This is a genomic window from Nocardia sp. NPDC049149, assembly GCF_043197455.1.
Classification (GTDB): Bacteria; Actinomycetota; Actinomycetes; order Mycobacteriales; family Mycobacteriaceae; genus Nocardia.
In genome coordinates this window covers 31,368-55,612 of record NZ_JBICTD010000021.1, presented here as the reverse complement: position 1 = coordinate 55,612, position 24,245 = coordinate 31,368, and the positions used below count along the sequence as shown (strand labels likewise).

General features: G+C 66.2%; 26 protein-coding genes and 1 riboswitch. Of the genes, 12 read left to right on the top strand and 14 right to left on the bottom strand.

Translation table 11 applies throughout. The features are described 5' to 3' along the window. Window positions 1-131 precede the first annotated feature (131 nt). From ACGFNJ_RS43585 to ACGFNJ_RS43560, 6 genes are all read left to right on the top strand, one after another. A complete protein-coding gene (locus ACGFNJ_RS43585) occupies window positions 132-791 on the top strand; it encodes an isochorismatase family protein (RefSeq protein ID WP_393462479.1) in 660 nt (219 codons plus the stop codon). Beyond that, entirely contained in the window at window positions 788-2,650 is a 1,863-nt protein-coding gene (locus ACGFNJ_RS43580; protein WP_393462477.1) for an anthranilate synthase family protein, read from the top strand. Before ACGFNJ_RS43585 ends, ACGFNJ_RS43580 begins: the two co-directional genes overlap by 4 nt. 72 nt (window positions 2,651-2,722) lie before the next feature. Continuing rightward, on the top strand, window positions 2,723-3,559 hold the full coding sequence (locus tag ACGFNJ_RS43575; RefSeq protein WP_393462475.1) for a PhzF family phenazine biosynthesis protein: 837 nt from the start codon (window positions 2,723-2,725) through the stop codon (window positions 3,557-3,559). Window positions 3,560-3,593: 34 nt separating this feature from the next. Further along, window positions 3,594-4,232: a phenazine biosynthesis FMN-dependent oxidase PhzG gene (gene phzG / locus ACGFNJ_RS43570; RefSeq protein WP_393462473.1), complete on the top strand. Its 639-nt coding sequence runs from the start codon at window positions 3,594-3,596 to the stop codon at window positions 4,230-4,232. A 26-nt stretch (window positions 4,233-4,258) separates the two neighbouring features. Beyond that, on the top strand, window positions 4,259-5,113 hold the full coding sequence (locus ACGFNJ_RS43565; RefSeq protein WP_393462471.1) for a class I SAM-dependent methyltransferase: 855 nt from the start codon (window positions 4,259-4,261) through the stop codon (window positions 5,111-5,113). Window positions 5,114-5,237: 124 nt separating this feature from the next. Further along, the gene (locus ACGFNJ_RS43560; RefSeq protein WP_393462469.1) at window positions 5,238-5,834 is read left to right on the top strand and encodes a DUF2867 domain-containing protein; all 597 of its coding nucleotides are present in this window, start codon (window positions 5,238-5,240) and stop codon (window positions 5,832-5,834) included. 75 nt (window positions 5,835-5,909) lie between these two features. Here the strand turns inward: ACGFNJ_RS43560 and ACGFNJ_RS43555 are convergent, their stop codons facing one another. After that, entirely contained in the window at window positions 5,910-6,362 is a 453-nt protein-coding gene (locus ACGFNJ_RS43555) for a hypothetical protein (RefSeq protein ID WP_393462467.1), read from the bottom strand. A gap of 158 nt (window positions 6,363-6,520) precedes the next feature. Here ACGFNJ_RS43555 and ACGFNJ_RS43550 point away from each other — a divergent pair, with 158 nt between their 5' ends. Both ACGFNJ_RS43550 and ACGFNJ_RS43545 read left to right on the top strand, forming a co-directional pair. Then, window positions 6,521-8,137 (top strand): amino acid adenylation domain-containing protein, encoded by a 1,617-nt coding sequence (locus tag ACGFNJ_RS43550; protein ID WP_393462465.1) that lies wholly within the window; start codon window positions 6,521-6,523, stop codon window positions 8,135-8,137. A gap of 479 nt (window positions 8,138-8,616) precedes the next feature. Beyond that, window positions 8,617-9,033 carry a hypothetical protein gene (locus tag ACGFNJ_RS43545; RefSeq protein WP_393462463.1) on the top strand — a complete coding sequence of 139 codons (417 nt, stop codon included), beginning with the start codon at window positions 8,617-8,619 and terminating at the stop codon, window positions 9,031-9,033. Between the two features lie 30 nt (window positions 9,034-9,063). Here ACGFNJ_RS43545 and ACGFNJ_RS43540 read toward each other — a convergent pair whose 3' ends face one another. Both ACGFNJ_RS43540 and ACGFNJ_RS43535 read right to left on the bottom strand, forming a co-directional pair. Further along, window positions 9,064-9,978, bottom strand: a complete 915-nt coding sequence (locus tag ACGFNJ_RS43540; RefSeq protein WP_393462461.1) for a hypothetical protein — start codon at window positions 9,976-9,978, stop codon at window positions 9,064-9,066. 229 nt (window positions 9,979-10,207) lie between these two features. Next, complete coding sequence (locus tag ACGFNJ_RS43535; protein ID WP_393462459.1) at window positions 10,208-10,651, bottom strand: protealysin inhibitor emfourin; 444 nt, start codon at window positions 10,649-10,651, stop codon at window positions 10,208-10,210. Window positions 10,652-10,864: 213 nt separating this feature from the next. Between ACGFNJ_RS43535 and ACGFNJ_RS43530 the strand changes: the two genes are divergently transcribed. Then, the gene (locus ACGFNJ_RS43530; protein ID WP_393462457.1) at window positions 10,865-11,719 is read left to right on the top strand and encodes an arylamine N-acetyltransferase; all 855 of its coding nucleotides are present in this window, start codon (window positions 10,865-10,867) and stop codon (window positions 11,717-11,719) included. Window positions 11,720-11,748: 29 nt separating this feature from the next. Here ACGFNJ_RS43530 and ACGFNJ_RS43525 read toward each other — a convergent pair whose 3' ends face one another. Continuing rightward, window positions 11,749-12,660, bottom strand: a complete 912-nt coding sequence (locus ACGFNJ_RS43525) for a LysR family transcriptional regulator (protein ID WP_393462455.1) — start codon at window positions 12,658-12,660, stop codon at window positions 11,749-11,751. 122 nt (window positions 12,661-12,782) lie between these two features. On the opposite strand from ACGFNJ_RS43525, the gene ACGFNJ_RS43520 reads away from it, so the two are divergent. Together ACGFNJ_RS43520 and ACGFNJ_RS43515 are read left to right on the top strand one after the other, a co-directional pair. After that, window positions 12,783-13,097, top strand: coding sequence for an antibiotic biosynthesis monooxygenase family protein (locus ACGFNJ_RS43520; protein ID WP_393462453.1), 315 nt, complete (start codon window positions 12,783-12,785; stop codon window positions 13,095-13,097). A gap of 114 nt (window positions 13,098-13,211) precedes the next feature. Next, a riboswitch (glycine riboswitch) is annotated at window positions 13,212-13,303 on the top strand. 179 nt (window positions 13,304-13,482) lie between these two features. Then, window positions 13,483-13,884 (top strand): glycine cleavage system protein H, encoded by a 402-nt coding sequence (locus tag ACGFNJ_RS43515; RefSeq protein ID WP_393462483.1) that lies wholly within the window; start codon window positions 13,483-13,485, stop codon window positions 13,882-13,884. 7 nt (window positions 13,885-13,891) lie between these two features. Here the strand turns inward: ACGFNJ_RS43515 and ACGFNJ_RS43510 are convergent, their stop codons facing one another. From ACGFNJ_RS43510 to pqqC, 9 genes are all read right to left on the bottom strand, one after another. After that, the gene (locus tag ACGFNJ_RS43510; RefSeq protein ID WP_393462451.1) at window positions 13,892-15,022 is read right to left on the bottom strand and encodes an aminotransferase class V-fold PLP-dependent enzyme; all 1,131 of its coding nucleotides are present in this window, start codon (window positions 15,020-15,022) and stop codon (window positions 13,892-13,894) included. After that, entirely contained in the window at window positions 15,019-15,798 is a 780-nt protein-coding gene (locus tag ACGFNJ_RS43505) for an amino acid ABC transporter ATP-binding protein (RefSeq protein ID WP_393462449.1), read from the bottom strand. The genes ACGFNJ_RS43510 and ACGFNJ_RS43505 overlap by 4 nt, the downstream gene beginning before the upstream one ends. Beyond that, window positions 15,795-16,697, bottom strand: a complete 903-nt coding sequence (locus tag ACGFNJ_RS43500) for an amino acid ABC transporter permease (RefSeq protein WP_393462447.1) — start codon at window positions 16,695-16,697, stop codon at window positions 15,795-15,797. The genes ACGFNJ_RS43505 and ACGFNJ_RS43500 overlap by 4 nt, the downstream gene beginning before the upstream one ends. 22 nt (window positions 16,698-16,719) lie before the next feature. Beyond that, a complete protein-coding gene (locus tag ACGFNJ_RS43495) occupies window positions 16,720-17,664 on the bottom strand; it encodes an ABC transporter substrate-binding protein (RefSeq protein WP_393462445.1) in 945 nt (314 codons plus the stop codon). Between the two features lie 61 nt (window positions 17,665-17,725). Continuing rightward, a complete protein-coding gene (locus tag ACGFNJ_RS43490) occupies window positions 17,726-18,700 on the bottom strand; it encodes a LacI family DNA-binding transcriptional regulator (RefSeq protein WP_393462443.1) in 975 nt (324 codons plus the stop codon). Between the two features lie 200 nt (window positions 18,701-18,900). Beyond that, window positions 18,901-19,797: a pyrroloquinoline quinone biosynthesis protein PqqB gene (gene pqqB, locus ACGFNJ_RS43485; protein ID WP_393462481.1), complete on the bottom strand. Its 897-nt coding sequence runs from the start codon at window positions 19,795-19,797 to the stop codon at window positions 18,901-18,903. A 2-nt stretch (window positions 19,798-19,799) separates the two neighbouring features. Next, on the bottom strand, window positions 19,800-20,894 hold the full coding sequence (pqqE, locus tag ACGFNJ_RS43480; protein ID WP_393462441.1) for a pyrroloquinoline quinone biosynthesis protein PqqE: 1,095 nt from the start codon (window positions 20,892-20,894) through the stop codon (window positions 19,800-19,802). Further along, a complete protein-coding gene (gene pqqD, locus ACGFNJ_RS43475) occupies window positions 20,887-21,156 on the bottom strand; it encodes a pyrroloquinoline quinone biosynthesis peptide chaperone PqqD (RefSeq protein WP_393462439.1) in 270 nt (89 codons plus the stop codon). The genes pqqE and pqqD overlap by 8 nt, the downstream gene beginning before the upstream one ends. After that, complete coding sequence (pqqC, locus tag ACGFNJ_RS43470) at window positions 21,143-21,874, bottom strand: pyrroloquinoline-quinone synthase PqqC (protein WP_393462437.1); 732 nt, start codon at window positions 21,872-21,874, stop codon at window positions 21,143-21,145. Before pqqC ends, pqqD begins: the two co-directional genes overlap by 14 nt. Before the next feature lie 257 nt (window positions 21,875-22,131). Here pqqC and ACGFNJ_RS43465 point away from each other — a divergent pair, with 257 nt between their 5' ends. Further along, the gene (locus ACGFNJ_RS43465) at window positions 22,132-23,196 is read left to right on the top strand and encodes a PQQ-dependent sugar dehydrogenase (protein WP_393462435.1); all 1,065 of its coding nucleotides are present in this window, start codon (window positions 22,132-22,134) and stop codon (window positions 23,194-23,196) included. A 515-nt stretch (window positions 23,197-23,711) separates the two neighbouring features. Here the strand turns inward: ACGFNJ_RS43465 and ACGFNJ_RS43460 are convergent. Next, window positions 23,712-24,197, bottom strand: coding sequence for a hypothetical protein (locus tag ACGFNJ_RS43460; protein WP_393462433.1), 486 nt, complete (start codon window positions 24,195-24,197; stop codon window positions 23,712-23,714). Window positions 24,198-24,245: the final 48 nt, after the last annotated feature.

Sequence of the window (24,245 nt, the reverse complement as noted above, 5' to 3'; positions counted from 1 at the left end):
CCACCATCCACATCGCCGCAATCAACCAATGGCTACGACACCAATGAGGGCGGGCCAACCGGCCCGCCCTCACCACTTCGAAACACTGCCTAGCCCCGCACCGGTCGAGCCCTCTTTGGAAGGAGTAGCCGATGGCGGTCGACGCCACGGACCTGCACGAACCGGCGGCCGCCCCGCCGGGGCTGCCAAGCATCGAGACATACGTGCTGCCACCGCCGTTTCCGGCGAGCAGCACCACATGGGCACTCGACCCTGCGCGCGTCGCACTGCTCGTGCACGACATGCAGGAGTATTTTCTGCGGGCACTCCCGGACGCGATGCGCGATCGGCTGGTCGGCAACACCGTCGCCGTCCGGGAGTGGTGTGAAAGTGTGCACGCTCCGGTCGCGTTCACCGCACAGCCAGGCCGGATGACGCCGGAGCAGCGCGGCCTGCTCGCCGATTTCTGGGGACCGGGGATGCGGACCACCTCGGCGGATCGGCGGATCGTGCCGGAACTCGCTCCCGGCGAGGCGGATTGGTCGATCACCAAGTGGCGCTACAGCGCGTTCCATCACACCGACCTGCTGGCCAGGTTGCGCGCCGCCGGGCGGGATCAGCTGCTCATCTGCGGTGTCTACGCCCATGTCGGGATACTCGCGACGGCGATCGACGCGTTCAGCCACGATATCCAGCCCTTCGTAGTCGCCGATGCGACAGCCGATTTCACGGCGGCCGAGCATGCCGATGCGCTGCGCTATGTCGCTCGACGCTGCGGTGTCGTCCTGGTCAGCGCCGAGGTTTCGCGATGAACGGCACTGTCCTGCAGGAGATTCTGCAGGATGATCCGCCGCCGTTCGCCCTGCTCTACCGGCGCAGCGGTCCGGGCGGTGCCGGCGTGGTCGAGGTGCTCACTGGCGACATCGTGCACCTCGAGCGGCTCGCCGAGCTGGGTGCGCACCTGCGTAGGCCCGGTGCGACCGGCGCGGATCTCGTTGTCGCCGTACCGTATCGACAGCTCGCGGAACGCGGGTACCCCTGCCACGACGACGGCGCGCCGTTGCTGGCGCTACGGGTACAGCGGGAGGAGACCGTACGGGTCGACGAGTTCACTGCCCTCGTCCCCGACAGGCAGACCCGGCTGCAGAACGCGGGCTTCGACCTCGACGACGAGGCCTACGCGGCCCGCGCGGCCCGGATCATCCACGAGGCCATCGGCGCGGGCGACGGCGCGAACTTCGTGCTCAAGCGCACTTTTCGCGCCACCGTCCCCGACTACCGGCCGCTGGACGCGCTGGTGGTGTTTGCGCGGCTGCTCGCCGCCGAGCCGTCCTCGTACTGGACCTTCGTGCTGCACACCGGCGAGCGAACCCTGGTGGGCGCCTCGCCGGAGCGCCATCTCAGCGTGCAGGGCGGATGGGCGGTGATGAACCCGATCAGCGGCACCTACCGCTATCCGGAAGGCGGTCCGACGCTGGCCGGGATCACCGACTTCCTGCACGACCGCAAGGAGACCGACGAGCTGTTCATGGTCGTCGACGAGGAACTGAAGATGATGGCGGGCATCTGCGACGCCGACATCCGGGTGCGCGGTCCCTACCTGAAGCTGATGTCGCACCTGGCGCACACCGAGTATGTCGTCGAGGGTCGCACGGCGGGCGCGGTGCCGGATCTGTTGCGCGAGACGATGTTCGCGCCGACGGTGACCGGCAGCCCGGTGCAGCGGGCCACCGAGGTGATCCACCGCCATGAGCCGGAGGGTCGCGGGTACTACAGCGGTGTGGTCGGTCGCATCGGCCACGACGGTTCTGGTGTCACCCTGGATTCCGCGATCACCATCCGGGCCGCCGACATCGATGCGGCAGGCACCGTGCGTATCGATGTGGGCGCCACCATCGTCCGGCATTCCGATCCGCTGGCGGAGGCGCGTGAGACCAGGGCCAAGGCGGCCGGGCTGCTCGACGCGATGACGCGCAGTCCGGCGACGTCCTGGCAGGACCATCCGCAGATCGTCGAAATGCTTGCCAGGCGTAATGATTCGATCTCCGGCTTCTGGCTCGGCGAGGAGGCGAGCGGTGCTGGCACGCGGGTCGACGGCATGCGGGTGCTGATCATCGACGCCGAAGACACCTTCACCGCAATGCTTGCGCATCAGCTGCGCGCCCTCGGAGCGGCGGTGCAGGTGCGGCGCACCGACCAGGAATGGCGCGCCGATCGCCAGGATCTGGTCGTGTTCGGGCCGGGGCCAGGCGATCCGCGCTCGCGCGCCGACGCGAGGATCGACCGGTTGCGTGCGGGCGTCAACGAGCTGCTCGCCGCGCGGCGCCCGTTCCTGGCCATCTGCCTGAGTCACCAGATCCTTTGCCGCCGTCTGGGTTTGCCGGTCGAGCGGCGTACGGTGCCCAATCAGGGCGTGCAGCGCCGGATCGACCTGTTCGGCAGGCCGGAGACGGTCGGGTTCTACAACACCTTCGCCGCGCGCAACGACGACGACAAGATCGAGATCGACGGCGTCGGCATCGTCGAACTCTGCCGCGACCCCGAGAGCGGACAGGTGCACGCGACCCGCGCGGACCGCTTCGCGTCGTTGCAGTTCCATCCGGAGTCGCTGCTCACCGTCGACGGGCCGAGGATCACCGCGACATTGATCGATGAGGTGATGCGGCGCTGAGCGTTTCGCTGTGCACCAGGTTCGCTTACCCGTCGTTGCCGCAGGCGCGACCTGTTCAGAGAGGTACCTCGCATGCTGCCTTACACCGTCGTCGACGCGTTCACCAGCGAGCCGTTGTCGGGAAATCCGGTCGCGGTCTGTTTCGACGCCGACCACCTCGACGTCAGCACGATGCAGCGCATCGCCAATGAAATGCACCTGTCCGAAACAACATTCGTGCTGCGCCCGAGCGCGGGCGGCGATGCGCGGGTGCGGATCTTCACCCCGGTGAACGAGTTGCCGTTCGCGGGCCATCCGATTCTCGGCACCGCGCTGGCCGTTGCGCAGCGCAACAATGCCTGGGCGCTCGAGCTGGAAACGGCGATGGGGATCGTGCACATCGAGGTCGAGCCGCGCGGCGATCTGCGTGGCCGGGTCCGCATGTCGCAGCCCATCCCGGTCTCCGCGCCGTATCGGCGTTCCGTCGAACTGCTCGCCGCGCTCGGTGTCGAAGCGCCCGCCTTGCCGGTGTCGGAGTACCGCAACGGTCCTCGGCACGTGCTCGTCGGGCTCGGCACGCTGGCGGAACTGTCCACGCTCAGTCCCGATCACCGCAGGCTGGCCGAGCACGAGGACATGGCGGCGATCTGTTTCGCCGAGGCGGGCGACCACTGGCGCATGCGGATGTTCTCGCCCGCCTACGGCGTTGTCGAGGACGCGGCGACCGGCTCGGCGGCCGGGCCGCTCGCGATCCATCTGGCCAGCCACGGGCGGGCCGGCTTCGGCGATCAGGTCCGGATCCGCCAGGGCGTCGAGCTGGGTCGTCCGTCGGACATGATCGCGACGGCGCAAGGCTCCAGCACTGGCGTCGAGTCGGTGGCCGTCAGTGGTGACGCGGTGACCGTCGCGCGCGGCACGCTGCTGGTGTGACCCGAACCGTGCTGCTACCGAAGGGATGCCAGTGATGCGCCCGGCCGACCATGAGACACTCACTGCCGCAGTCGAACACGCCTTTCCGGAGTACTTCGATCCGCCTGCCGACCCCGCGGCGATCCTGCACGCGTGGCTGGCTGCGGCGCGCAAGTACGGGGTGCGTGAGCCGCTGGCGCTGGCCTTGGCAACAGCCGACGCGACCGGTCGCCCGTCGACCAGGATGGTGTCGATCATCGGCGTGGAACCCAACGCGCTGGTCTTCGCCAGCCACACGACCAGCCGGAAAGGCCGGGACCTCGCCGTCAACCGGCAGGCCAGCGGGGTGCTGTACTGGCGGGAGACCGGCCAGCAGATCGTGCTGTCCGGCTCGGTCGCCCCGATGCGCCCCGACGAGTCCGACGTTCTGTGGCGGGCCAGACCGCGGGCGCTGCACCCGATGTCGGTGGCCTCCGAGCAGAGTCACGAGTTGCCGGAGCCCGCGCAGCTCGCCCGGCGGGCCGCCGCGCTGGCCGATCATGCTGCGCCACTACCGCGTCCGGCGCGCTTCGTCGGATACCGGTGCGCACTCGACGAGATCGAATTCTGGTGCTCGGACCCGGATCGCTTGCACCGCAGGCTCGTCTATCGCCGTGCCCACGGCAAGTGGCAGTGGACTCGGCTCCAACCCTGATCGCCCCCAACACCTTTGGAGTCGCCATGAGCGCAGCCCCGCATTCCTTCGCCGACCTCGATGTCCCCGACGGCGTCGGACAGACCGCCCTGTTCATCGCCTGGCAGCGGCAGCGTGAGAGCAGCCGTCCTGACGCGCTGTTCCACGATCCGCTCGCCACCTGGCTGACCGGCACCCTCGCCGATCACCCCGACATGCGGGCGTGCACCCAGCTAGTGCGGGAGGTGTCCAGCGACGAGCCGACCTATTCGGACTACTTCTCGGTGCGGACCCGGTATTTCGATGATCGTATCGAGGCAGCGCTGCGCGGCGGCGCGCGCCAGATCGTCACTCTGGCAGGGGGATTGGACGGCAGGCCGTTCCGGCTGACCTGCCCGCCGGACGCCGACTGGTACGAGATCGATCTGCCGACCATGCGCCGGTTCAAACAGTCCGTCGCGCAGCTGTCCGGTTTACGCCCGCGCTGCCGGTGGCAGCCGGTCGCGGCCGACCTCACCGGCGAATGGCAGCAGACGCTGATCGAGGCCGGGTTCGATCCGACCCGGCCGACCGTGTGGCTGATCGAGGGCTTGCTGATGTATCTGTCCGATGCGGACGGCGATGCGTTGCTCGCCGGGGTGCGCCAGGTGACCGCGCCGGGCAGCCTGCTGTTGCTCGAGCAGTTGCAGGCGCCGATGCTCGGTGAGTTCGGCCGCTATGCCAGAGAGCGTGTGGAATCACAAGGCGCACAGTGGTTGTCGGCTCGTGATGACGTACCGCAGTGGCTCGCACGGCACGGCTGGATCGGTGCGGTGCACGCAGGCGACGATCCAGCCATCGGGCTCGGCCGCGCCGTCGGACCACTGCCCGCCTGCTGGCTCGCCACCGCTACCCCCAGCTGAGCTGTATCTGTACTCCGGTTTTCGCGGTCTGTCCTGTTGTCTGGCAACGGCATTCGACGCATGCCGGATCGAGCACACGCCGGGAGTCCGGTCTCCCGCAAGGACACGACGGAGGTCAGGACCCATGAGGCTGCCCAATTCCACGTACGACGCACGGTCATGGCGGTTGGCCGAGATCGCGCCCGACTTCTCCGTCGAAGACGTGTGGGTGTTACCCGCCCAGGGCGAACGCCAGGAGTTCCGGGAGCTGGTACATCAGATCGCCGAAGGAGAGGGGGCGTACGAAGGGGAGCGACTGGTCATCCTGCTGTTCGTTGTCCGCCAGCTGATCGGCAAGTTGTTCGGCTGGGATCGTCCGGAAGCCGGGCTCGGCGCGCGGGTGGCGTCCCTGCGCGATCGGCTGCCGAAAGACGCGATCTTCAGCGAGCGCGGCCCGGACCAGCGCGCGGCGCCGTGGATCTCCGTCTATCGCACCGACCGCGAATGGGTCGGCGAATACGCGGGCCGGACCGTGCACGCGCTCATGCACGTCGGCTGGGTCCCGGTTCCCGGCAAAGCCGCCGACTACCGCGGTGAAATGACGATCCTCGTCCGCCCCGCAGGCTTGATCGGCCGTCTCTATATGGCGGCTATCCGCCCCTTCCGCCGGTTCGTCATCAACCCGGCGTTCTTCCGCATGGTCGCTCGCAACTGGCAGCGCCACCGCGCGAGCGCGCAATAGTGAATTGTGTTTCAGGACTTGTGGTTTCGAGCGCGGGCAGCGCGTCGTGCATACGCGCTGCCAGCGTCGGGGCGGTCAGCCCGCAGTCAGATAGTTATGCACCGGATAGATCGTGACTTCCGGCGGATTGGGTAGCCCGATCTCGGCCGCCGCCGGGCCAACTTTCTCCGCGGTGAACCGTTCGAAGGCTTCCTGCGACTCCCACACGTCGGTGACCCGGATGCCGGTGTCGGTGGCGGTCACCCAATGAAACAGACCGCCGGGCGACCCCGGTCCCAGGGGTTTGAAGTCCAGTTTCTGCAGCATCAAATCGTACTGGTCGAGTGTCGCTCCGGAGAAGTCGAGAACCACGCCGATTGTCATCGTGAAACCTTTCTCGCCGAACGCGTCGGCGATATTGCGTCGGCGGCTCCGACCGCCGATGCGGTGAGCGTAGTTTTCGAAACACTGTGGAATGCAGCAAATCTGGTGAACACAGGCGGACACGCAGGTCGCCGCGCTGGTCGGCGTGCCGCCGTGATCTGCCACCCCTCGGTGACCGTGCGATGAGTGCGCGCCGCATTGTGGTCGTGCCACCGCAGACGTGAGCCACGTCTCCCGCTCGTAAATGTTGCGTTAGGGCCGTTCCTGTGCAGGTCATCGCCTTCTAGCGTGGCTAGCAGGATGAGTTGGAGTGTGGAGGTCTGGTGCACCAGCAAAACTCGATCGCGGACGTGGAGTTACGTGGCCGAACCGTATCGCGGAGCTTCGGGCAGGGCGTTCCAGGTCTGATCCGCGCGGTGACCAGGGAAACCCCGGGAGCGATCGCGGTGGCCGACGGATCGGGCGAGCTGACCTATCGGGAGCTGGAGTTGCGTTCGGATCGCGTCGCGCGGCTGTTGCGTGCCACCGCGCCGCGCGGGCGCACGGTCGCCGTCGCGGTGCCGCGGGGCCTCGCCTTGCCCGTCGCGATGCTCGGGGTGCTGAAGGCAGGCCTGCCCTATCTGCTGGTCGATCCCGGTGAATCCTCGGCACGGATGCGGCAGGTCACCGAGATCGCCGATTGCGAGGTGGCTGTGGTGGCCGGGCCCGGTCGGCAGTTGGTCGTCGAGTGCGGGTTGCGTGCGGTGGACATGCCCCGCGAGTCCGACACCGATGAGCTCGACCCGCTACGGGAAGTGCCCGCCGATCAACCGGCGTGTGTGCTGTTCACCTCCGGATCGACCGGTATCCCCAAGGGAGTCGCGGTCGGTGGTCCCGCGCTGGGCAATCGCCTGGAGTGGATGCGGGACACCTACGGAGTCGGCGCCGATGACCGGATCTTGCAGAAGAATCCGGTGAATGTCGACGTGTCCGGCTGGGAACTGTTGCTGCCGTTGATCTCCGGGGCGCGCTGCGTCTTCCTGGCGCCGGGGGAGCATCGGGATCCGGTGGCGATCGCCCAGGCGATCGTGCGGCAGCAGATCACCCTCTGTCATTTCGTTCCCTCCATGCTGCGGGAGTTCCTGCGCTGGCCGGACGCGGCGCAGTGCACGTCGCTGCGGCACGTGTTCTGCAGCGGTGAGCCGCTTCCGGTACCGGTGGCGCGGGAGTTCGTGGCGACATTGCCCGCCGCCCTGCACAATCTGTACGGGCCCGCCGAGGCCGGGATCGACGTGACGGCGTGGACCTGTCCGAGCAGTCCGTCCGACATCGGTCAGGTGTTCATCGGCCGCCCGATCGACAACTGCGTGCTGTGCGTGCTCGGCGCGGACGGCATGCCGGTGCCGCCAGGGCACGAGGGTGAGCTGCACATCGGCGGCATCTCGGTGGCGGCGGGATATCTGAACCGGCCCGACCTGACCGAGCGGGCGTTCGTCACCGCACCGGAAGGGTTGTCGGTGCGCACGCTGTATCGCACGGGGGACCGGGTGCGGCTGGTCGACGGCGAGCTGGCGTACCTGGGTCGCATCGACGACCAGGTGACGATCCGCGGCGAGCGGATCGAGCCCGCGGACATCGAGTGCCGACTGCTCGCCGATCCCGAAGTCGCGGCCGCGGTGGTCGTCGCGGTTGACGTCGACGACGACACCACCGTGGTCGCCTGGATCCAGCCCGCGAACCCCGACTGCGAGCCCGAGGGTTTGTTCCGTCGGCTGCGTGCCGGTCTCTGTGCCCAGTTGCCCACGGCGGCAGTTCCGAGCCGTTTCGTCCGGACCCGGCGAATGCCGTTGACCCGCAACGGAAAACAAGACCGTGAACAGCTGCGCCGCCGGGCCGTCGAGCAGGTCCACGCGCGTCCAGCGGTATCGGCGGAGATGGTGTCGGTCGGCGTCGCTCGGTAATTGGTGCCGGTCTATCGGTTCGCAGCGTGATGGCGGCGGATGATCGAAAAATTATGTGGAGCGGGTAACGAGCCATGTCGGCTCTCGATCAGACCTAACGGTCTGTACGAGCGGATCGAACCGTGTCCGCCGACACTAGGCCATGATGACCGAGGAACCCTTCGCCAACGCCGCGCCCGATGAGCGGCCGCGGGCCGGCTACCTCCCTCGACGCAAGCCACAGACTCGCCGGAAAGCTGACGCTGTAAGCAATCTCGCCGCACGTCTTTGTGGTGAGCTGGCGCGTGCAACCCCTACCAATTTTGCCCAGTTGAACGTATTCCCAGCGGCTTTCGCTCGAAGCTACGATGGGCGCGCAGGAAGCGGTGGGGTGCAACATGTTTCATGTTGCAGCGCCGCACGCTCGGTCGGGGAGGGAACAGACTGGCCGATGACTCCACCCTGCCCTCGATATCACGGCAACGAAGGATGGATCAATCATGAAGCTGGACAGGATCATTACGCTCACTGCGGCCGCCGCGCTGTTGTCCGCGGGGTTCGCGGGAACGGCCACTGCCGAGCCTGACGTCGAGATCGAGACGAGCTGGTCCAAGCAATGGCAGTCGACCATCGACAGGGACTACCTGGTCGCCCACGGCAACAAATGGCAGTCGCAGAACTTCAGTTTGCCCGGCGGTTCGAACCAGGGCCGCGCGGTATTCAAATGCACCGGCGGCGGCGACGCGAAGGTATCGATCAAGAACCTCAACACCGGGCAGGTCCACAGCAAGACCCACAACTGCAACGGCGACCGGCACCACGTAGACCCCGTCGCATACCGCAGCGGCGAAGCCCTTCGAATTTTCATCGACAGGTCCAGCAAAACCACCACCATCGAAGCCTGGGCAGGCCGATAAACCGGGGCGGCACCGCCCGCGGTGTCGTCATCAGTACGGGGTCTCCCACGATCCGTCCCACCCTCGGCTTTTCCATCGGTAGCCGATGTATCCCTTACCTATTGGGACATCGACGACGATGGCAACGTTGTAGTTCTGCCTCCTGATCGGATCGGAAAGCCCAGTGGACGCGCCGTCCTGGATGCACCTGGCGATATCGAATTGGACATCCTGGACGATTCTCCCCGCTTCGTCGACCGCGTAGAAATCCTTGCTGGCCAGCAACACTTCGTCCGGTAGGAGGGCTTCGCTGCCGACTCTGACCGTGAAGTCGAGTCGGAGTAACCGTCCGTTCCGCGTTGTCGGCGTTTCGTCGGGTGACTCCGGTCGGCACGACTCGATTGCCGAGATCTTGTTGAGAGCGAAGCTGAACAGTGGGTCGCATTCTCCCATCAGCAGTGGCCCTGAAGCATTGCCGATCTTCTCGAGGAGTGCGCCACGTGGCGAACGTTCGGGCTCGGGCTTGACGCCGCACGGCGGGTCGTCACCAAGGTTGTCGAGGGTGTGCTTGACTGCGACGGACCATTTTTGCGGCGAAGAATAGCCGGGATGTTGGACATCGGCCACGGAGCGCCAATGCAAGAGGCTCAGCACGACGGGAGCAACGAAGAACCCGGCCACCGCGGCCACGGCAATAGCGGTACCGATCTTCATGAACCATGACATGCCGTCGCTCTCATCTTCATCGATGAGGGCAGTCAGCCGCTTTTCGATCGATTCGCGGCGCTTCGTGTGTTTCTCGGCGGCACGGTGATCTTCCGCAAGGTCTGATCCAGGTGTGCTTGTCGCAGTGTACTTTTCGAGCAGGGTCAGGTCTTTCTCCAACCTGTCACGCTTGTCTGCGCGTCGTGTTTTGTCGACCTGCTCGTGCGCCCACACGCCGAGTACCGTGAATGCGCCTGCCATCAGGGCTACCCATATCTCTGCCGGCATCGACGCTGACCTCTTCCTTCAGGCCTCACGAGTTTCGCAGCGTGGACGTGCAGTGTCTATCCGCTGAACGTCCGATAGGGCATGAAGTGAGCGGCCGAAGGCTGTGCTCCGAGGCCGAGCATGGTCAGTGGACGTAGCGGGCGACTCGTTGTTCGTAGGCGCGGTGGGGAGGAAGCCCTCGGCTAGCCGCGATACCCAAGGGTCACGAGCCGTTGTGCCGGTGGCCGATCTCTTTGGCGCCTGCGATGACATCGGTCAGCAGTTGGGGGAGTTGGCCGCATTCGTCCGCGACGATGTGCTTGCTGGTGCCGTCGCGGTAGGTCGCGGTCACGTCGTAGGAGTAGGCGTCACGGCAGTTCGGTTCGGTGTAGCTGTCCTGCAAGGCCTGGAACTGCGGGCTGCTGACCGTGTTCAACAGTTCGCTGCGGCGCTGGTTGTCGGTCGTGCTGTCGACTGTGTAGCGCACCTCGGCCCCTGCGAAGCCGCCGGTCTGGTTCACCTCGATGCTCGTTGCCTCGGGCGGCGGTGCGGCGGAACCGGTTTCGCCGATGCGGCACGCCGCCGACACCAAGATCAATGCGCCGATTGCCACGGCGGAAAGCGCAAACCGTCGTAAGCGTCCACGGCGGAACAGGCGTTCGTCCATAGCCGCAGCGTATCGCCGTTGGCGGCGCGGGACAATGTCGGTCTGGTGCAGTCACTTCCCACTTGAACGCCCGGAGCTCTCTCTCGTGCCGCAGGGTGTGGGCCGTCCGAAGTGGCTCTGTCCGCGCAGAAGTGGCTCTGTCCGCGGGGTTCCGTGCCGCCGCTGGGAAAAAGATCGCGCATCGGCGCGGGTGTGATGGCTAATGTCCCTGACGTGCGTGCGATTGATGTGCCCGGGTTTCTGCGACGGTTGGCCGTGCCAGGTGCGGAGGAGCCGAGTGTGGCGGCATTGACCAGGTTGCACGAAGCGTTCGTGGAGCGGGTGCCGTACGAGGCCTTGGAGATTCAGCTGGGGCGGCGGACCACGCTCGATCCGCTCGATTCCGCCGATCGCATCATCGGGCAGCGACGCGGTGGCTACTGCTACCACCTCAATGGCGCCTTCGCGGGCTTGCTGCGCGCACTCGGCTACCGGGTCACGCTGCATCGCGCCGGTGTACAGAATGCGGGGTCGCCTGCGGAGATCAGCCGAAACCATCTGGCGCTGACGGTGTCCGGACTGCCCGACGATCCCGGCACGACCTGGTTGGTCGATGTCGGCCTCGGTGACGCACTGTTCTCGCCGCTTCCGCTACGCACCGGACGTTATCCGCAGGGGCCGTTCACCTTCGGCTTGCGGCCGTCCGCGATCGCGCCCGGCGGTTGGCATTTCGACCACGACCCGCACGGCAGCTTCCTCGGCATGGATTTCGATCCGGCCCCGGCAACCATGGCCGACTTCGCGGCCCGGCACGAATATCTCTCCACCGATCCGGCATCCGGCTTCGTCCGGGTGTGCGTCGTGCAGCGCCGCCACGCAGGCGGATGCGACACCCTGCGGGCTCGCACGCTGACCAGACTGGACGGCACTCGCTCCAGCACAAGGGTTTTCACCACTGCCGAGGAATGGTTCGGTGCACTCGACGAGGTCTTCGGCATCTCTCCAACGCTCTTCACTCCCACAGAACGAGATCGGCTGTGGCGTCAAGTCACCGCACAGCACGAGGCGCATCTGTCCCGCCGATCCTGACAACACACTGTTCAAGGACCGGGCAGGGACTACCGGCCTGGATTGGGCGGCTGGTTCAGTGCTGCGGTGGCTACCAGACAATCCATCAGGTGGATCACCGTGGCATGGGGTTGCCCTTGGGTGACCATCCAGATTCGGCGGGGTGGTGGCACCGGCCGGAGCGGGCGGATCGCGACGTCGGCGGGTGGATTGCTCAGTGCGGCAGCAGGTATGAGGGCGATGCCGTGTCCGGCGGCCACCATGGCGAGGGTGGTGGGGTAGCGGTTGGAGTCCAGGGCGACGATCGGAGTGAACCCGGCGACACCGCAGATCGCGCGCAGTGATTCCGCGCAGGCGAACGAAGTGCCGCTGATCCAGGCCTGTTCGGCGAGTGCGGCGACGTCGACGACGGGTGTCGCGGCAAGGGGATGGCTTGCGGGGAGTGCGAGCAGGAGTGGGTCGTCGGGGAGCGGTTGTGCGGTGAGGTGGCTTAGGTCGATGGGGTGCGCGGCGTAGTCGTAGGTGAGCGCGAGGTCGGTTGCGCCGTGTCTGGTCAGGTCCAGTGCTTGGTCGGCATCGCATTCGGTGAACTCGAAAGGCAGTGCGGGATAACGGCGATGCCACAACGCGGCGGCGCGGGGCAGCAGGTGAGCGCAGGCGGTGGGGTAGGCGGCTATGCGCACGGTTGCCAGGTCGCCGGAGCGGATCTGATCGAGCTCGCGGCGCGCGTCGTCGGAGGAGGACAGCATGCGCAGCCCGTGCCGCAGGACGATCTCACCTTCCGGAGTCAGCCGCGCGCCGAGCGTGGTGCGTTCGACCAGGCGTGCGCCCATGTCGCGTTCGAGCGCCGTGACTTGTTGGGAGACAGCGGGTTGCGACATGGTGAGCGCGGCGCCCGCTGCCGTGAACGAACCGTGCTTGGCCACCGCGCGCAGCACCCTGAGTCGCTGCAGATGCTCCATCCCGCGATCATAGACAATACTTATACCCTCAACGGAAGATACCGGGTTCTGGCTTATAGCGAACCGTCGTACGGTCATCCCGTAGCCGACGAACAGCGATCGGCGTGACCGAAGGAGTGCCAATGTCGGGTATCGCCGCATTGCCTGAACCCCCGTACTACGCCGTCGTCGCACCAGCCGATCTGCGCCCTGACGTCGCGGGCTACCCGGAACTGGCGCAAACGGTGATGCGTGCCGCGTCCGAGATCGACGGGTTCTACGGCATCGAGACCTGCTACCGCCCCGGATTCTCGATCGCCGTCTCCTACTGGAGCTCACTGGAAGCAATCGACGTGTGGCGCAACCACACCCGCCACGAACGCGCCAAAGACCTGGGCCGCTCACGCTGGTTCGACCGCTACGCCACCCGAATCGCCCACGTCATAGACGCCTACTGATGACCGACTGTCACCCACCTACTGCCGGACGGCGCGTGCGCCGTCCGATGTCGGTCGCGGGCGACAAACGTGCGGCTGCGGTGTACTGTCAGCCGACACAACTGAAGACGCCGTTGACGCGCAGCGGGAGAACCTCCGTTCGGGAGGCGCCGTAGGAGCAACATCCTCCCCGGGAATCTCTCAGGCACCAGTACCGCAGCGCCGAGGCAACTCTGGAGAACAGGACCGGCGTCGAGCCGGTGCTTACCGAAGGTGAACAGCGCGCTCGCAGTGGCACGCCCAAACTCTCAGGTTTCAGGACAGAGCGGGGAGGTGCCCTTGTTCGACGTCCGGGCGATCCGGACGCGCGCGAAACTGGAGACACCTCGTGCTTGCTGAAGCTGCCATGCCCGCGATTCCCGTCGACCGTAGCTACACCCGCGACCACGAATGGGTGGTGCTCGCCCCCGGCGCCGACCTTCCCGACGCGCCGGTGCGGGTCGGCATCACCGCGATCGCCGTCGATTCCCTCGGCGACCTCGTTTTCGTCGATCTGCCTGCGGTCGGTTCCACCATCACCGTCGGATCGGCCTGTGGCGAGGTGGAATCCACCAAGGCCGTTTCCGAGCTCTTCCCGCCGGTCAGCGGGCGGGTAACACTGGTGAACCAGGCGGTGGTCGACGACCCGACGCTGATCACGTCCGATCCCTACGACCAAGGCTGGCTGTTCGCCGTGCTGCCCTCCGCCGCAGGCGAACTGCTGACCGCCGCTCAGTATGGGCAACTGAACGGCGTTGCGCCGCAGTAAATTACGGTCACCACGTGCCCCTTATCGTAGCGGTGACCGCGTCGATGGCAGCGTCGGTGGTTGTCGCATGAACGGACAGGCGTACCGCGCTGGCATGCACGGTCGCGGTGACACCCCCGGCAGCCAGACGCTTGCCCAACTGCGCAGGCTGGTGATCGGGCAGCGCGAAGGACAGGATCCCGGCACGGTGCGCGGGGTCGAGCGAGGAGCGGATCGTCGGGCCGAGGGGGAGTAGCGCTTCGTGCAGCGCGTCGAGGCGTTCGCCGATCCGCTGCTCGATCCAGGCCGGGCCGACGGACTCGACCAGCTCGAGCGCGGCGGCGAACGCGGCATGATCGACCGGACTGAGATTGGTGAGCGAAAATCGCGCGGCACCACCCGCCTGCGGGTGGATCAGACCGTCATAGTGGGTGGGATCGACCGCGCCGGTCCATCCCGAAAGCAGCGGATCGACTTGTTCCAGCGCTCGATCCGACAGCGCGAGAAACCCGGTCCCCCATCCGGCGCGCAGCCATTTCTGTCCACCGACCACGAGAATGTCGCACACCTCCCACGGTTGGGTCGTCACCCCGAATCCCTGGATACCGTCGACGATCAGCAGCCGCTCGCCGAGGACATCTCGGATACCGGCGAGGTCGGCTCGATAGCCGGTGGCGAAGTCGACGGCGCTGACCGACACCGCCGTGGTGTCGGGGCGCAGTTCCGCGGCGATCACGTCCGGCGTCATCCGGCCGCCGGGCGGTGCGAGCACGCGCAGCCGGATCCGGCCGGACTGAGCGGCGCGCGCCAACGGGTAGTGGTTGGCAGGGAAGTCGCCGCCGCTCACCAGGACCTCTCCGACCGCAGGTCCAGGTGGGATGGCGAAGGCGGCCTGGAACAACCCGGTCGAGGTGTTCGGGATCAGCGTCACCGACGAGGTCGCGAAGCCGGACAGTCGCGCCGCCGCACGGGTTGCCCGGTCGGTCGCGTCCATCAGATCGTCGACCGTTCCCGGACCTGCCGTCGCGCCCGACTGCATCGCCGCGGCGCTCGCGGCAACCACCGCCTGTGACGGCGGACCGTATCGCGCGAAGTCGAGATAGCCTGTCGTCTCGGAGAATTGGGCCAGATACGCGGCTTGCGGGTCCGATGGGGTCATGCGTGCACCCTCGCCAAGAATTGACGGGTACGGCTGTGCGTCGGACTGCCGATGACCTGCTCCGGCGGGCCCTGCTCGACGACGACCCCTTGGTCGATGAACACCACCTCGTCCGCCACCTCCTTGGCGAAGGACATCTCGTGGGTCACCACGATCATGGTCATGCCCGCACGGGCGAGCTCGGTCATCACGCTGAGCACCTCGCCGACGAGTTCCGGATCGAGCGCGCTCGTCGGCTCGTCGAAGAGAATCAGCTTGGGCTGCATGGCCAATGCTCTGGCAATCGCCACCCGCTGTTGTTGTCCGCCGGACAAGCGGCCGGGGTATTCGTCGACCTTGTCGGCGAGTCCCACGCGGTCGAGCAGTTCCTTCCCTTGCTGCCGCGCCTGCGCCTGCGACGTGCCCTTCACCTTGACAGGCCCCTCGATCACGTTCTCCAGCGCCGTGCGATTGGGGAACAGGTTGAATCGCTGGAACACCATCGCGATCTGGGCGCGTTGCTTGGCGATCTCACGTTCGCGGAGCTGGTGCAGCTTGCCGCCGCGCAACCGGAACCCGATCGGCTCGTCGTCGACCCAGATCTCCCCGGAATCCACCGATTCCAGATGGTTGATGCAGCGCAGAAACGTGCTCTTGCCTGCGCCCGAAGGACCGAGCAGCACAACAACCTGACCGCGACGGACGGTGAGATCGATACCCTTGAGCACGTCGGTGGCGCCGAACCGCTTGTGCACCGACACGGCTCTGACCAAAACATCGGGATCGCTTGTGCTCATGGATTACTCCTGACCATCGGAGGGGTGCCGAGAGATCGCCCGATCCGCCGCCACGGTGTTCCGCTCGTTCGATCCGAAGCCGAGTATTTGCGTTCGAGGAAGTACTGCCCGACGCTGGCCACGCTGACCACGACCATGTACCAGATCGCGACCGTGAACAGCGTCTCCATCGGATTCAAGCTGTGCGAGGTCAGGTTCTGCGAGGCCTTGATCAACTCCACGTAGCCGATCACCGATGCCATCGAGGTGCCCTTGAGCATGTTGATGAAGTCGTTGCCGGTCGGCGGGATGATCACGCGCATCGCCTGCGGCAGAATCACCCTGCGCAGCACCATGTTCGGCGGCATGCCTATCGACTGCGCGGCTTCGACCTGCCCCTTGTCGACACTGGTCAGCCCCGCACGCACGATCTCGGCCATGTAGGCGCTCTCGTTCAACCCGAGCCCGAGCAGCGCGGCGACGAACACCGTCATCAGCACATTGGCCGACTGGTCGAGCACGGTGACGTCGACGAACGGGATCATGAGCGTGATGCGCGGAAAGATGAACGCGAGATTGAACCAGAGCAGGATCTGCAGCAAGACAGGCAACCCGCGGAACAGCCAGATGTAGCCGCTGGCAAACCAGCGCGCGACCGGATTGCGGGAGGCGCGCATCAGCGCGATGAGCACGCCGAGCACGATGGCTCCCGCCTGCGCGGCGACGGCCAGGACGATGGTGTTGACCAGACCCTCGAGGATGATCGGCTCGGTGAGCAGCTCGGGTATGGACGCGTAGTCGATCTGACCTTGCGACATCGCGTATCCGAGTGCGCCGAGCAGCACCAGGATCAGCACGCCGGATATCCATCGGCCCCAGTGTCGCAGGGGGACCTTGGGTAACAGTGCGACAGTGGACATTTCGTCCTGAACCGGATGGACCTCAGCCGGCATTGACGGTGACCTGCTGCAGCGCGCCCGAGGTGATCTGCCAGGCATCGAGGATCTTGGTATAGGTCCCGTCGTCGACGAGGGACTGCAGCGCCTTCTGCAATGCTTGTGTCAGCGCCTTGTTTTCCTTGGACAGGCCGATCCCGTACGGACCGCCGTTGAGCGGCGGTTGATCGACCGTCTCGAAAAACTTTCCGTCACCGGCGGTTCGGGAGATGTACACCGCGGAAGGCAGATCGTTGAGGATCACCGCGATCCGGCCGGAACGCAACTGTTGCTGGTTCTGTGAATCGCTGCTCGTGTCGGTGATGGCGAGGGCCGGTTTGCCCGCTGCCGTGCACTGCGCACTCTGTGCCTTGGCGAATTCCTGTTGGCTGGTTCCGGTCACCACCGCAATGGCCTTGCCACACAAGTCGTTTACGGTGTGGATCTTCTCGGGGTTGCCCTTGCCCACCATCATGGTGATGCCCGAGGTGAAGTAGTCGACGAAGTCGATCTTCTGCTGGCGTTCCTTCGTATCGTTCATGCCCGCGATGGTCGCGTCGATGCGTCCGGTCTGCAGGCTGGTGATGAGCGAGTCGAAAGACATGTCGCTGTAGGCGATTCCGAGGCCGAGCTTCTTCGCGGCGGCCGTGATGAGATCGACCTCGAACCCGACGGCCTTCTTGCCGTCCGCGCCATAGAAGTTGTTCGGCGGCGATTGCACATTCGAGCCGACCGACAGCGTGCCCTTGCCCTTGATCGCCGCAGGCACCTCGCCGGCCAGCGCCGGATCGCTCTGCACGGCGTTCACGATCGCGGCGGTGTCCGGGATGGCCGATCCGGCACCGGCCGAGCCTGCGGTGGATTCGCCACCGCGGCATCCGGTGACCAGTAGGGCGCCTGCCAGCACCAGAAGTGTTGCGTTGCGGCGCAAGCGCGCCGTTGAGTGGGTCACGGGATCTCCTTTGATCTGTGTTCGACGATGCCGGTAGGGATTTCGCGCCGAGTCTGGCGACTCATCGCTTGCTGAGCCCGGACTCCCTGACGATCAGACGAGTCGGAACCACGACGTGTCGCGGACTGTCGGTCCGCCCGCCGATCCGGTCGAAGAGCATCTCGGCGGCGCGCGCGCCCATCTGCTCGGCGTCCTGGGTGACCGTGGTGACGGCCGGGCTCAGCAGATCGGCGAGGTCGAAATCGTCGAATCCGACGTAGGCGACCGACAATTCGGGAGCAGAACGCAGATGACGGAGGAGCGCGAGGGTGGCGCGGATGTTTCCGGTGACCACCGCGGTGACCGGCTCGGGCCCACTGGTCCACCGTTGCCAGATCTCGGCCTGACTGCTCGGCTCGTGTAAACCCATCCCGACGAGGCCCGTCGCGTCCAGGCCGTGTGCTCGAATCGCGGCGAGAAAACCGTCGCGACGACGGCCTGCCGTCCAGAAATGCTCGTCGTCGCCGAGGTAGCCGATCCGACGGTGGCCCAATGCGACGAGATGGTCAACGGCATGACGCACGCCGCCTTCGTTGTCGGCGACGACCGAGTCGAACGTCGCATTCGAACTCGGTCGGTCGACGAAGACGCACTTGGTTTCCGGCGCCAGCTCGGATTCGAGCTGCACCTCGCCCGCGAGACTGGCGGCGACGATCAGCCCGTCGACCCGGCGGTCGAGGAACGCGCTGGTGAGTTTCGCCGCGCGCGCGGAATCACCCTGCGCGGATCCGGCCAGCAGCAAGTAGTTTCGGTCCCGTGCCACCTGCTCGACGGCGGCCATGATGGTGCTGTAGAGAGGGCCGGTCAGATCCTCCATCACCAGGCCGATGCTCGCGGTGGCGTTGCCCTGGCGGAGAATTCGCGCGCCGTCGTTGCGGCGAAAACCCAGTTCATCGATGGCCGACCGCACCCGTTGCGCGGTTTCCTCCCGGACGCCTGGCTCACCGTTCACCACCCGCGACACGGTCATCAGCGAGGCGCCGGAGCGACGAGCCACGTCCGCCATCGTCGGCCACCGACGCCGCTCGCCCGGTGCCGGAGCGTCTCGCTCGCCCTCTGGTAACGTTACCATCGGCTAAAGGTGGCCCGTCGCAAGCGCTTTGTCAACCCCTCAAAGTTGCTATAACTCGCCGATCAGCGCGGGTCCGTTCGTCGCGGCGAACAATGCGCGGACGATCGGGTGATGCACAACGCCTATTAAACGGTGAATTCGGCGCCGTCGGGCAGGACCTCGATGCCCGCTCGGGCAATCAGCGCGCTCGGGGTGGAAGCCGGATCCAGCAGCGGGTTGGTGTTGTTGAGGTGCGTATAGATTCGGCGTAGCGATGGGTGGCGGGCAAGGGCGACCATGGTGCCGGTGGGTCCGTCGACCGGCAGATGGCCCATGCGGGATTGGCCCGCATCCGGATTCGCCGAGACAACGGCCGCGCCGAGCTCGCGTGCGCTGAAGAAGGTGCCGTCGACAAGCGCATGGGTGGCCGTGGCGAGCAGTTCATCGAAGCCGGGCGGCCAGTCCGCCAGGCACGGGGCGTATATCAGTGTGCCGCCGGTGTTTTGGTCCTCGATGCGCAGGGCGGTCACCCAATGTGCGTCGGGCGATGCGGCGGTGACGTACTTCGGTGCCTTCGCGCTGATCGGGTGCGCGCTGGCACGGAGTCCGCCGGTCAGGTCGAATCCGCCTGGACGGGTGCTGAGCTGCCATGACCACGGTTCGTAGCGGTCGAGCAAGCCGTGTAGTGGCAGGCCCGTGGTGAGGGCGTCGAGCACGGGCGCCGCGGCATACAGCGTGAGATCGCTTGCCCCACGCAGAATGGTCAGTCCCAGCGTGTGATCCAGCTCGGCATCGGTGAGCAACACACCGCGCACCGGTGTGTCCCGCGGGCCAGGACCGGGGTGGAGGTCGGCGGTGGCGAGCAGTTGCGCGCGGATGTCCGGGGAGGCGTTGAGCAACCACCAGTCTCGTGAATTGCCGCTCACGGCAACGCATTCCTGGGTTCGCGACATCAACGTTCGACGGTGGGCGGCCTGGCACAATGCGCACGCGCAATTCCATTGCGGGAAACCGCCACCCGCCGCGGTGCCGAGCAGAATCACCTTCACGGCACGGTGTTCATTCGCATCGTGAATCCGCGTGCCACGGGTTCGGTGGATTCGCGCAGCACCGCGTCCACCAGTGGCCGGTGCGGGGAGAGCGCGCAGACCGGGTCGGTGGCCGCAGCGTTGCCGGTGAGTTGGAAAGCCTGGCAACGGCATCCGCCGAAATCACGGAACCGCTCCGGGCAGGAACGGCACGGTTCGCGCATCCAGTCGGTGCCCCGGAAGGCATTGAATGCCGTTGAGGAGTACCAGATCTCGGCCAGTGGGCGGCGCAGTACGTTTTCCACCGGGAGGGTGGTGATGGCCGACGCCCCCGGACACGGCAGCACATCGCCGCCGGGGGTAACGGTCAGCTGGATCCGGCCCCAACCGTCCATGCACGGCTTGGGTCGATCCGCGAAATAGTCGGCAACCACGTAGATCAGCTCGGGACCGCCCGCATGCTTCGCCCGTGCCCGCCGCATGGCCTGCTGCGCGGCGTCGAGCTGCGCCGCGGTGGGCAGCAGCGCGGCCCTGTTGCGCAGCCCCCAGCCGTAGTACTGGGTGTTGGCCAGCTCGATGCGCTCCGCGCCGAGATCGACGGCGAGATCGACGAGCTGCTCCACCCTGTCGATATTCGCCCTGTGCAGCACAACGTTGACGGTGAGCGGCAGCCCCGCGGACGTAATCGCTTTGGCGGCACGGAGTTTGACGGCGTGTACGCGGGCGCCTGCGATCAGGTCGGCGGCCCGCGGATCCGCGTCCTGGATGGAGAGCTGAACGTGGTCGACCCCGCACTGCGCGAGCTGCCTGGCCCGCTCGGCGGTCAACCCGACACCGCTGGTGACCAGGTTGACGTAGGCGCCGAGCTGCCTGGCATGCGCAACCAGCTCGGGCAGATCGGCACGGGCCAGCGGCTCACCGCCGGAAAGGTGCATCTGCACCACGCCGAGCTCACGCGCCTGAGTGAGCACGCCTGCCCACTGGTCGTAGGTCAGCTCCCCGGCACGCTGGACGAGCTCGACCGGGTTGGAGCAGTAGGGACAGTGCAGCGGGCAACGGTGGGTCAGCTCGACCAGCATGCCGAGCGGCGCCGCGACCTGCGGTTCAGTCATCGAGGACCACCACTCGCCGCTGCGCGAGCCGGTCGAGGAGCTCGGCGACGTCCTCGGCGCGCACGCCCTCGTATTCCGCGCCGAGCCTGCGCACGATGTGGTCGATGCTCGAGGCGCCGTCACACAGCGCGAGTATCGCAGCGGCGGTGTCGTTGAGCACGACCACGCCCTCCGGCAGCAGGGCCAGTTCGCCACGCGCCGGGTCGTTGGTCAACCGGACTCCGTGGCGCAGGCGCGGTCGTTGCCGATCATCGGGGCGCATCGGTGGGTCCTCTCGCGGCCGAGTGATAGTCGATGGCGTCGAGCACGCCGTGCAGCACTTCGCATTTGAAGGCGAGGGCGGCGACACAAGCCTGTTGTTGCGCGCGGGTGACGGCGTGCTCGACCACCAGATCGAGCAGCGAACGGCCTTCTGCCGCAACGACATCGATCCGCGCGGTGAAGTAGGCGAAACCGTCCTCGGCGATCCAGGGATAGTGCTCGCGCATCCGGCCGAGCCGATAGGCGAGCAGGCCGGGGGAGAAGAGCTCGGTGAGCCCGGATGCCGCCGCATCCAGCCATGGGCGGCGCCGGGCGAAGTCGACGTAGGCGTCCACGGCGAAACGCACTCCGGGCAGGACGTGGCGCTCCGTGACTACCTCGGCCCGCGCCAGGCCGACGGCCTCGGCCAGGCGCAGCCACTTCTCCGCGCCGCCCGCCCGATCCTCGGTTCCGTCGTGGTACACGATCCGTGACAGCCATTGACGGCGCACTTGCGGCAGTGGGCAATTGGCGATGATCGCGGCATCCTTCTGTGGCAGGCAGCGCTGGTAGTACCAGCGATTGGCCACCCACAGCTGCAACTCGTGTTTGTCCAGCCGTCCGCTGTGCAGCCGTTCATGAAATGGGTGTCGGGCCCAATACGACGGCTCGAGTGCATAGAGTGCGTCCCGGAAAGTGTCCGCGCTCCAGGGGGTTTCGCTGTCGTGTCGCCCCGACATCGTCCGTCCTTCGCGCTGTCGTCGGGTCAGCCGCGGCCCGCGTAGGCGGTGATTTCCAATGCGGTGTCGAAGAAGTCGAAATCCGGTCGCTGCCAAGTCTTCTTGATTGTTTGCATGCGAATATCTCCGATCGCTGCTCGGGAAAGGGAAGTGCTACCTAATCATAAGGCGCGCTACGTCTTTCGCATCCCCAGTTGTCTCCAGTCGAACACGCCGCATGGATGTTCTACTTGGACATGGCTACGACACTTCGAGGTATGGCACGTTACACCGGAACCGCCGTGATCGCTTTAGCGGCAACGGTTTTAGTCGCCATACCGAATTCCTTCGCAGAACAAATCATCGCAGCCGGTACGCCGGATCTCAATGCTCCCGAGGAGGTCGCTCGCGACATCGGGACGCCGTGGGGCCTAGTGTTCCTACCGGACGGTGCCGCGCTGGTCGCGCAGCGTAATACCGGCACCATCGTGCGGGTCGCGCCTGGCGCCAAACCCAAGCAGGTGTATCGGGTGCCTGGCGTGGTGGCAAGCGGTGAGGGCGGGCTGCTCGGCGTAGCGGTCTCGCCGAAATATGCCGAAGATGGTTATGTCTACGCATATTTCACCAGTAGCGCCGACAATCGCATCGTGCGTTTCCGCCTCGACGGACAGCCTGAAGTGATCTTCAAGGGAATCGCGAAAGCCAGCATCCACAACGGCGGCCGCATCGCATTCGGGCCCGACGGCATGCTGTATGCCGGAACCGGCGATGCGGGGCAGAAGAGCCGCGCGCAGGATCCGGCGAGCCCGAACGGTAAGATTCTCCGGCTGGCGCTCGACGGTCGCCCGGCGCCGGGCAACCCCACCCCGAATTCCCCCGTCTACACCCTCGGCCACCGCAATGTGCAAGGCCTGGCGTGGGATCAGACCGGCCGGATGTACGCGACCGAATTCGGTCAGGACCGATTCGACGAGGTCAATCTGATCGAACCGAAACGCAACTACGGCTGGCCGACTGTCGAAGGCAAGGGCGACACCCAGAACGGCCGCTTCACCAACCCGCTGGTCACCTGGACCACCGGCGAAGCGTCGCCGTCCGGGCTCGCGATCACTGCGAACACGTTGTATGTCGCGGCCCTGCGTGGCGAGCGGCTGTGGACCGTCCCGCAGCGCAGCGACGGCACGCTCGGTACTCCCGTTGCCCAACTGCGTAACCGGTACGGCAGGCTGCGCACCGCCGTGGTGGCGGCCGATGGCTCGCTGTGGGTCAGCACCTCCAACACCGACGGTCGCGGCACGGTTCGCACCGGCGACGACCGAATCGTCCGATTCCCCGCGCGTTGAGGTACGTGGGAAACCAGCGCTCGGCGGTCGGTGTGGGGCATCGTCGCTTCACATCTTGCTATGCTATGGGCCATAATGACGTTGTTTGTCTCACTGCCTCAAGGAAAGGGTGACTCATGATCAGTTGGGTGATCTTCGGATCTGCGGTGCTGGCTGTGGTTACGCTCCTGCACGATGGCGAGCCGGACGACTTCCGGGGACGGGAGATCCGCGAAGCCCGTGCGCATCGAGGAAGCGGCGCGCCCCTCCGCGTCCGGTGTCCACTCCCTGGGCGCTAGACGGTTGGAGCGCTCTCAGAGCCACGATGTGGCGGAAGTGGCGGTCGATTTCGTGTAGTGCCTGCTCGCCGATGTCGGCGCTGTACGGGTCGTCGGCGATCCATGCGGGGAGGCGGCGGACCAGGCGTTCGAGGGTTCGTCGACCAGTGGGGCAGTTGCTTGTTCGAAGTCCATCAGCAGGCGCCGCAGTCGATAGATCTGTTCGACCGGGTTCGCGCGAGCGGTCGGGCCTGCCGGCTAGTGCTGGACGGTGATGACGATGTGGCTGGTGCCCTGACCCGAAACTGTATAGGCGGCGGGAGTTGCCAGGCCGATGTGTAGTGCCAGCTCGCCTTCGTAGACTTGGTCGAACGCGCCCCGGACGAGGGGGAGCTGCTTGAACGGCACGTTGTTGGTGATGCGGCCGGACCAACAGACTTGCAGGCAGCCGAGATGAATGTAGTGCTTGCTGTCGCCGATCGGGCGCGGCTTGTCGGCGCCGATATCGACCGGAACGGTGTTGTTGTCGCTGATGTTCAGAGTTTTTGTCGGCAGCGGTCCGGTGAACTGCAGAATCACCTGTTCACTTGTTCCCGCGTTGATTGCGCTCAGTGTCAGCGATGACGTGGCATCCGCGGATGCCGAGGTGGGAGCAGCGAAGGCGCAGCCGACCAGAAGCGTTGCGACCGCGACAATTTGGCGAAACATAGCACGACGGTATCGCTGCTCCGGGCTGTCGGTCATTCGTCGGTCCGATGAGCGAACCGGCAACCGCTACCCAGTCGAACGGCG

Excerpts from the sequence above, each read along its gene's own strand:
- ACGFNJ_RS43525 (WP_393462455.1), bottom strand. The coding sequence starts at position 12,660 with ATGGAGCATCTGCAGCGACTCAGGGTGCTGCGCGCGGTGGCCAAGCAC.
- ACGFNJ_RS43580 (WP_393462477.1), top strand. The coding sequence starts at position 788 with ATGAACGGCACTGTCCTGCAGGAGATTCTGCAGGATGATCCGCCGCCG.
- ACGFNJ_RS43560 (WP_393462469.1), top strand. The coding sequence starts at position 5,238 with ATGAGGCTGCCCAATTCCACGTACGACGCACGGTCATGGCGGTTGGCC.
- ACGFNJ_RS43500 (WP_393462447.1), bottom strand. The coding sequence starts at position 16,697 with ATGTCCACTGTCGCACTGTTACCCAAGGTCCCCCTGCGACACTGGGGC.
- pqqD (WP_393462439.1), bottom strand. The coding sequence starts at position 21,156 with ATGCGCCCCGATGATCGGCAACGACCGCGCCTGCGCCACGGAGTCCGG.
- ACGFNJ_RS43515 (WP_393462483.1), top strand. The coding sequence starts at position 13,483 with ATGCCCGCGATTCCCGTCGACCGTAGCTACACCCGCGACCACGAATGG.
- pqqC (WP_393462437.1), bottom strand. The coding sequence starts at position 21,874 with ATGTCGGGGCGACACGACAGCGAAACCCCCTGGAGCGCGGACACTTTC.
- ACGFNJ_RS43535 (WP_393462459.1), bottom strand. The coding sequence starts at position 10,651 with ATGGACGAACGCCTGTTCCGCCGTGGACGCTTACGACGGTTTGCGCTT.
- ACGFNJ_RS43540 (WP_393462461.1), bottom strand. The coding sequence starts at position 9,978 with ATGGCAGGCGCATTCACGGTACTCGGCGTGTGGGCGCACGAGCAGGTC.
- ACGFNJ_RS43565 (WP_393462471.1), top strand. The coding sequence starts at position 4,259 with ATGAGCGCAGCCCCGCATTCCTTCGCCGACCTCGATGTCCCCGACGGC.
- ACGFNJ_RS43465 (WP_393462435.1), top strand. The coding sequence starts at position 22,132 with ATGGCACGTTACACCGGAACCGCCGTGATCGCTTTAGCGGCAACGGTT.
- ACGFNJ_RS43585 (WP_393462479.1), top strand. The coding sequence starts at position 132 with ATGGCGGTCGACGCCACGGACCTGCACGAACCGGCGGCCGCCCCGCCG.
- ACGFNJ_RS43505 (WP_393462449.1), bottom strand. The coding sequence starts at position 15,798 with ATGAGCACAAGCGATCCCGATGTTTTGGTCAGAGCCGTGTCGGTGCAC.
- pqqE (WP_393462441.1), bottom strand. The coding sequence starts at position 20,894 with ATGACTGAACCGCAGGTCGCGGCGCCGCTCGGCATGCTGGTCGAGCTG.
- ACGFNJ_RS43575 (WP_393462475.1), top strand. The coding sequence starts at position 2,723 with ATGCTGCCTTACACCGTCGTCGACGCGTTCACCAGCGAGCCGTTGTCG.
- ACGFNJ_RS43520 (WP_393462453.1), top strand. The coding sequence starts at position 12,783 with ATGTCGGGTATCGCCGCATTGCCTGAACCCCCGTACTACGCCGTCGTC.
- ACGFNJ_RS43545 (WP_393462463.1), top strand. The coding sequence starts at position 8,617 with ATGAAGCTGGACAGGATCATTACGCTCACTGCGGCCGCCGCGCTGTTG.
- ACGFNJ_RS43460 (WP_393462433.1), bottom strand. The coding sequence starts at position 24,197 with ATGACCGACAGCCCGGAGCAGCGATACCGTCGTGCTATGTTTCGCCAA.
- phzG (WP_393462473.1), top strand. The coding sequence starts at position 3,594 with ATGCGCCCGGCCGACCATGAGACACTCACTGCCGCAGTCGAACACGCC.
- ACGFNJ_RS43510 (WP_393462451.1), bottom strand. The coding sequence starts at position 15,022 with ATGACCCCATCGGACCCGCAAGCCGCGTATCTGGCCCAATTCTCCGAG.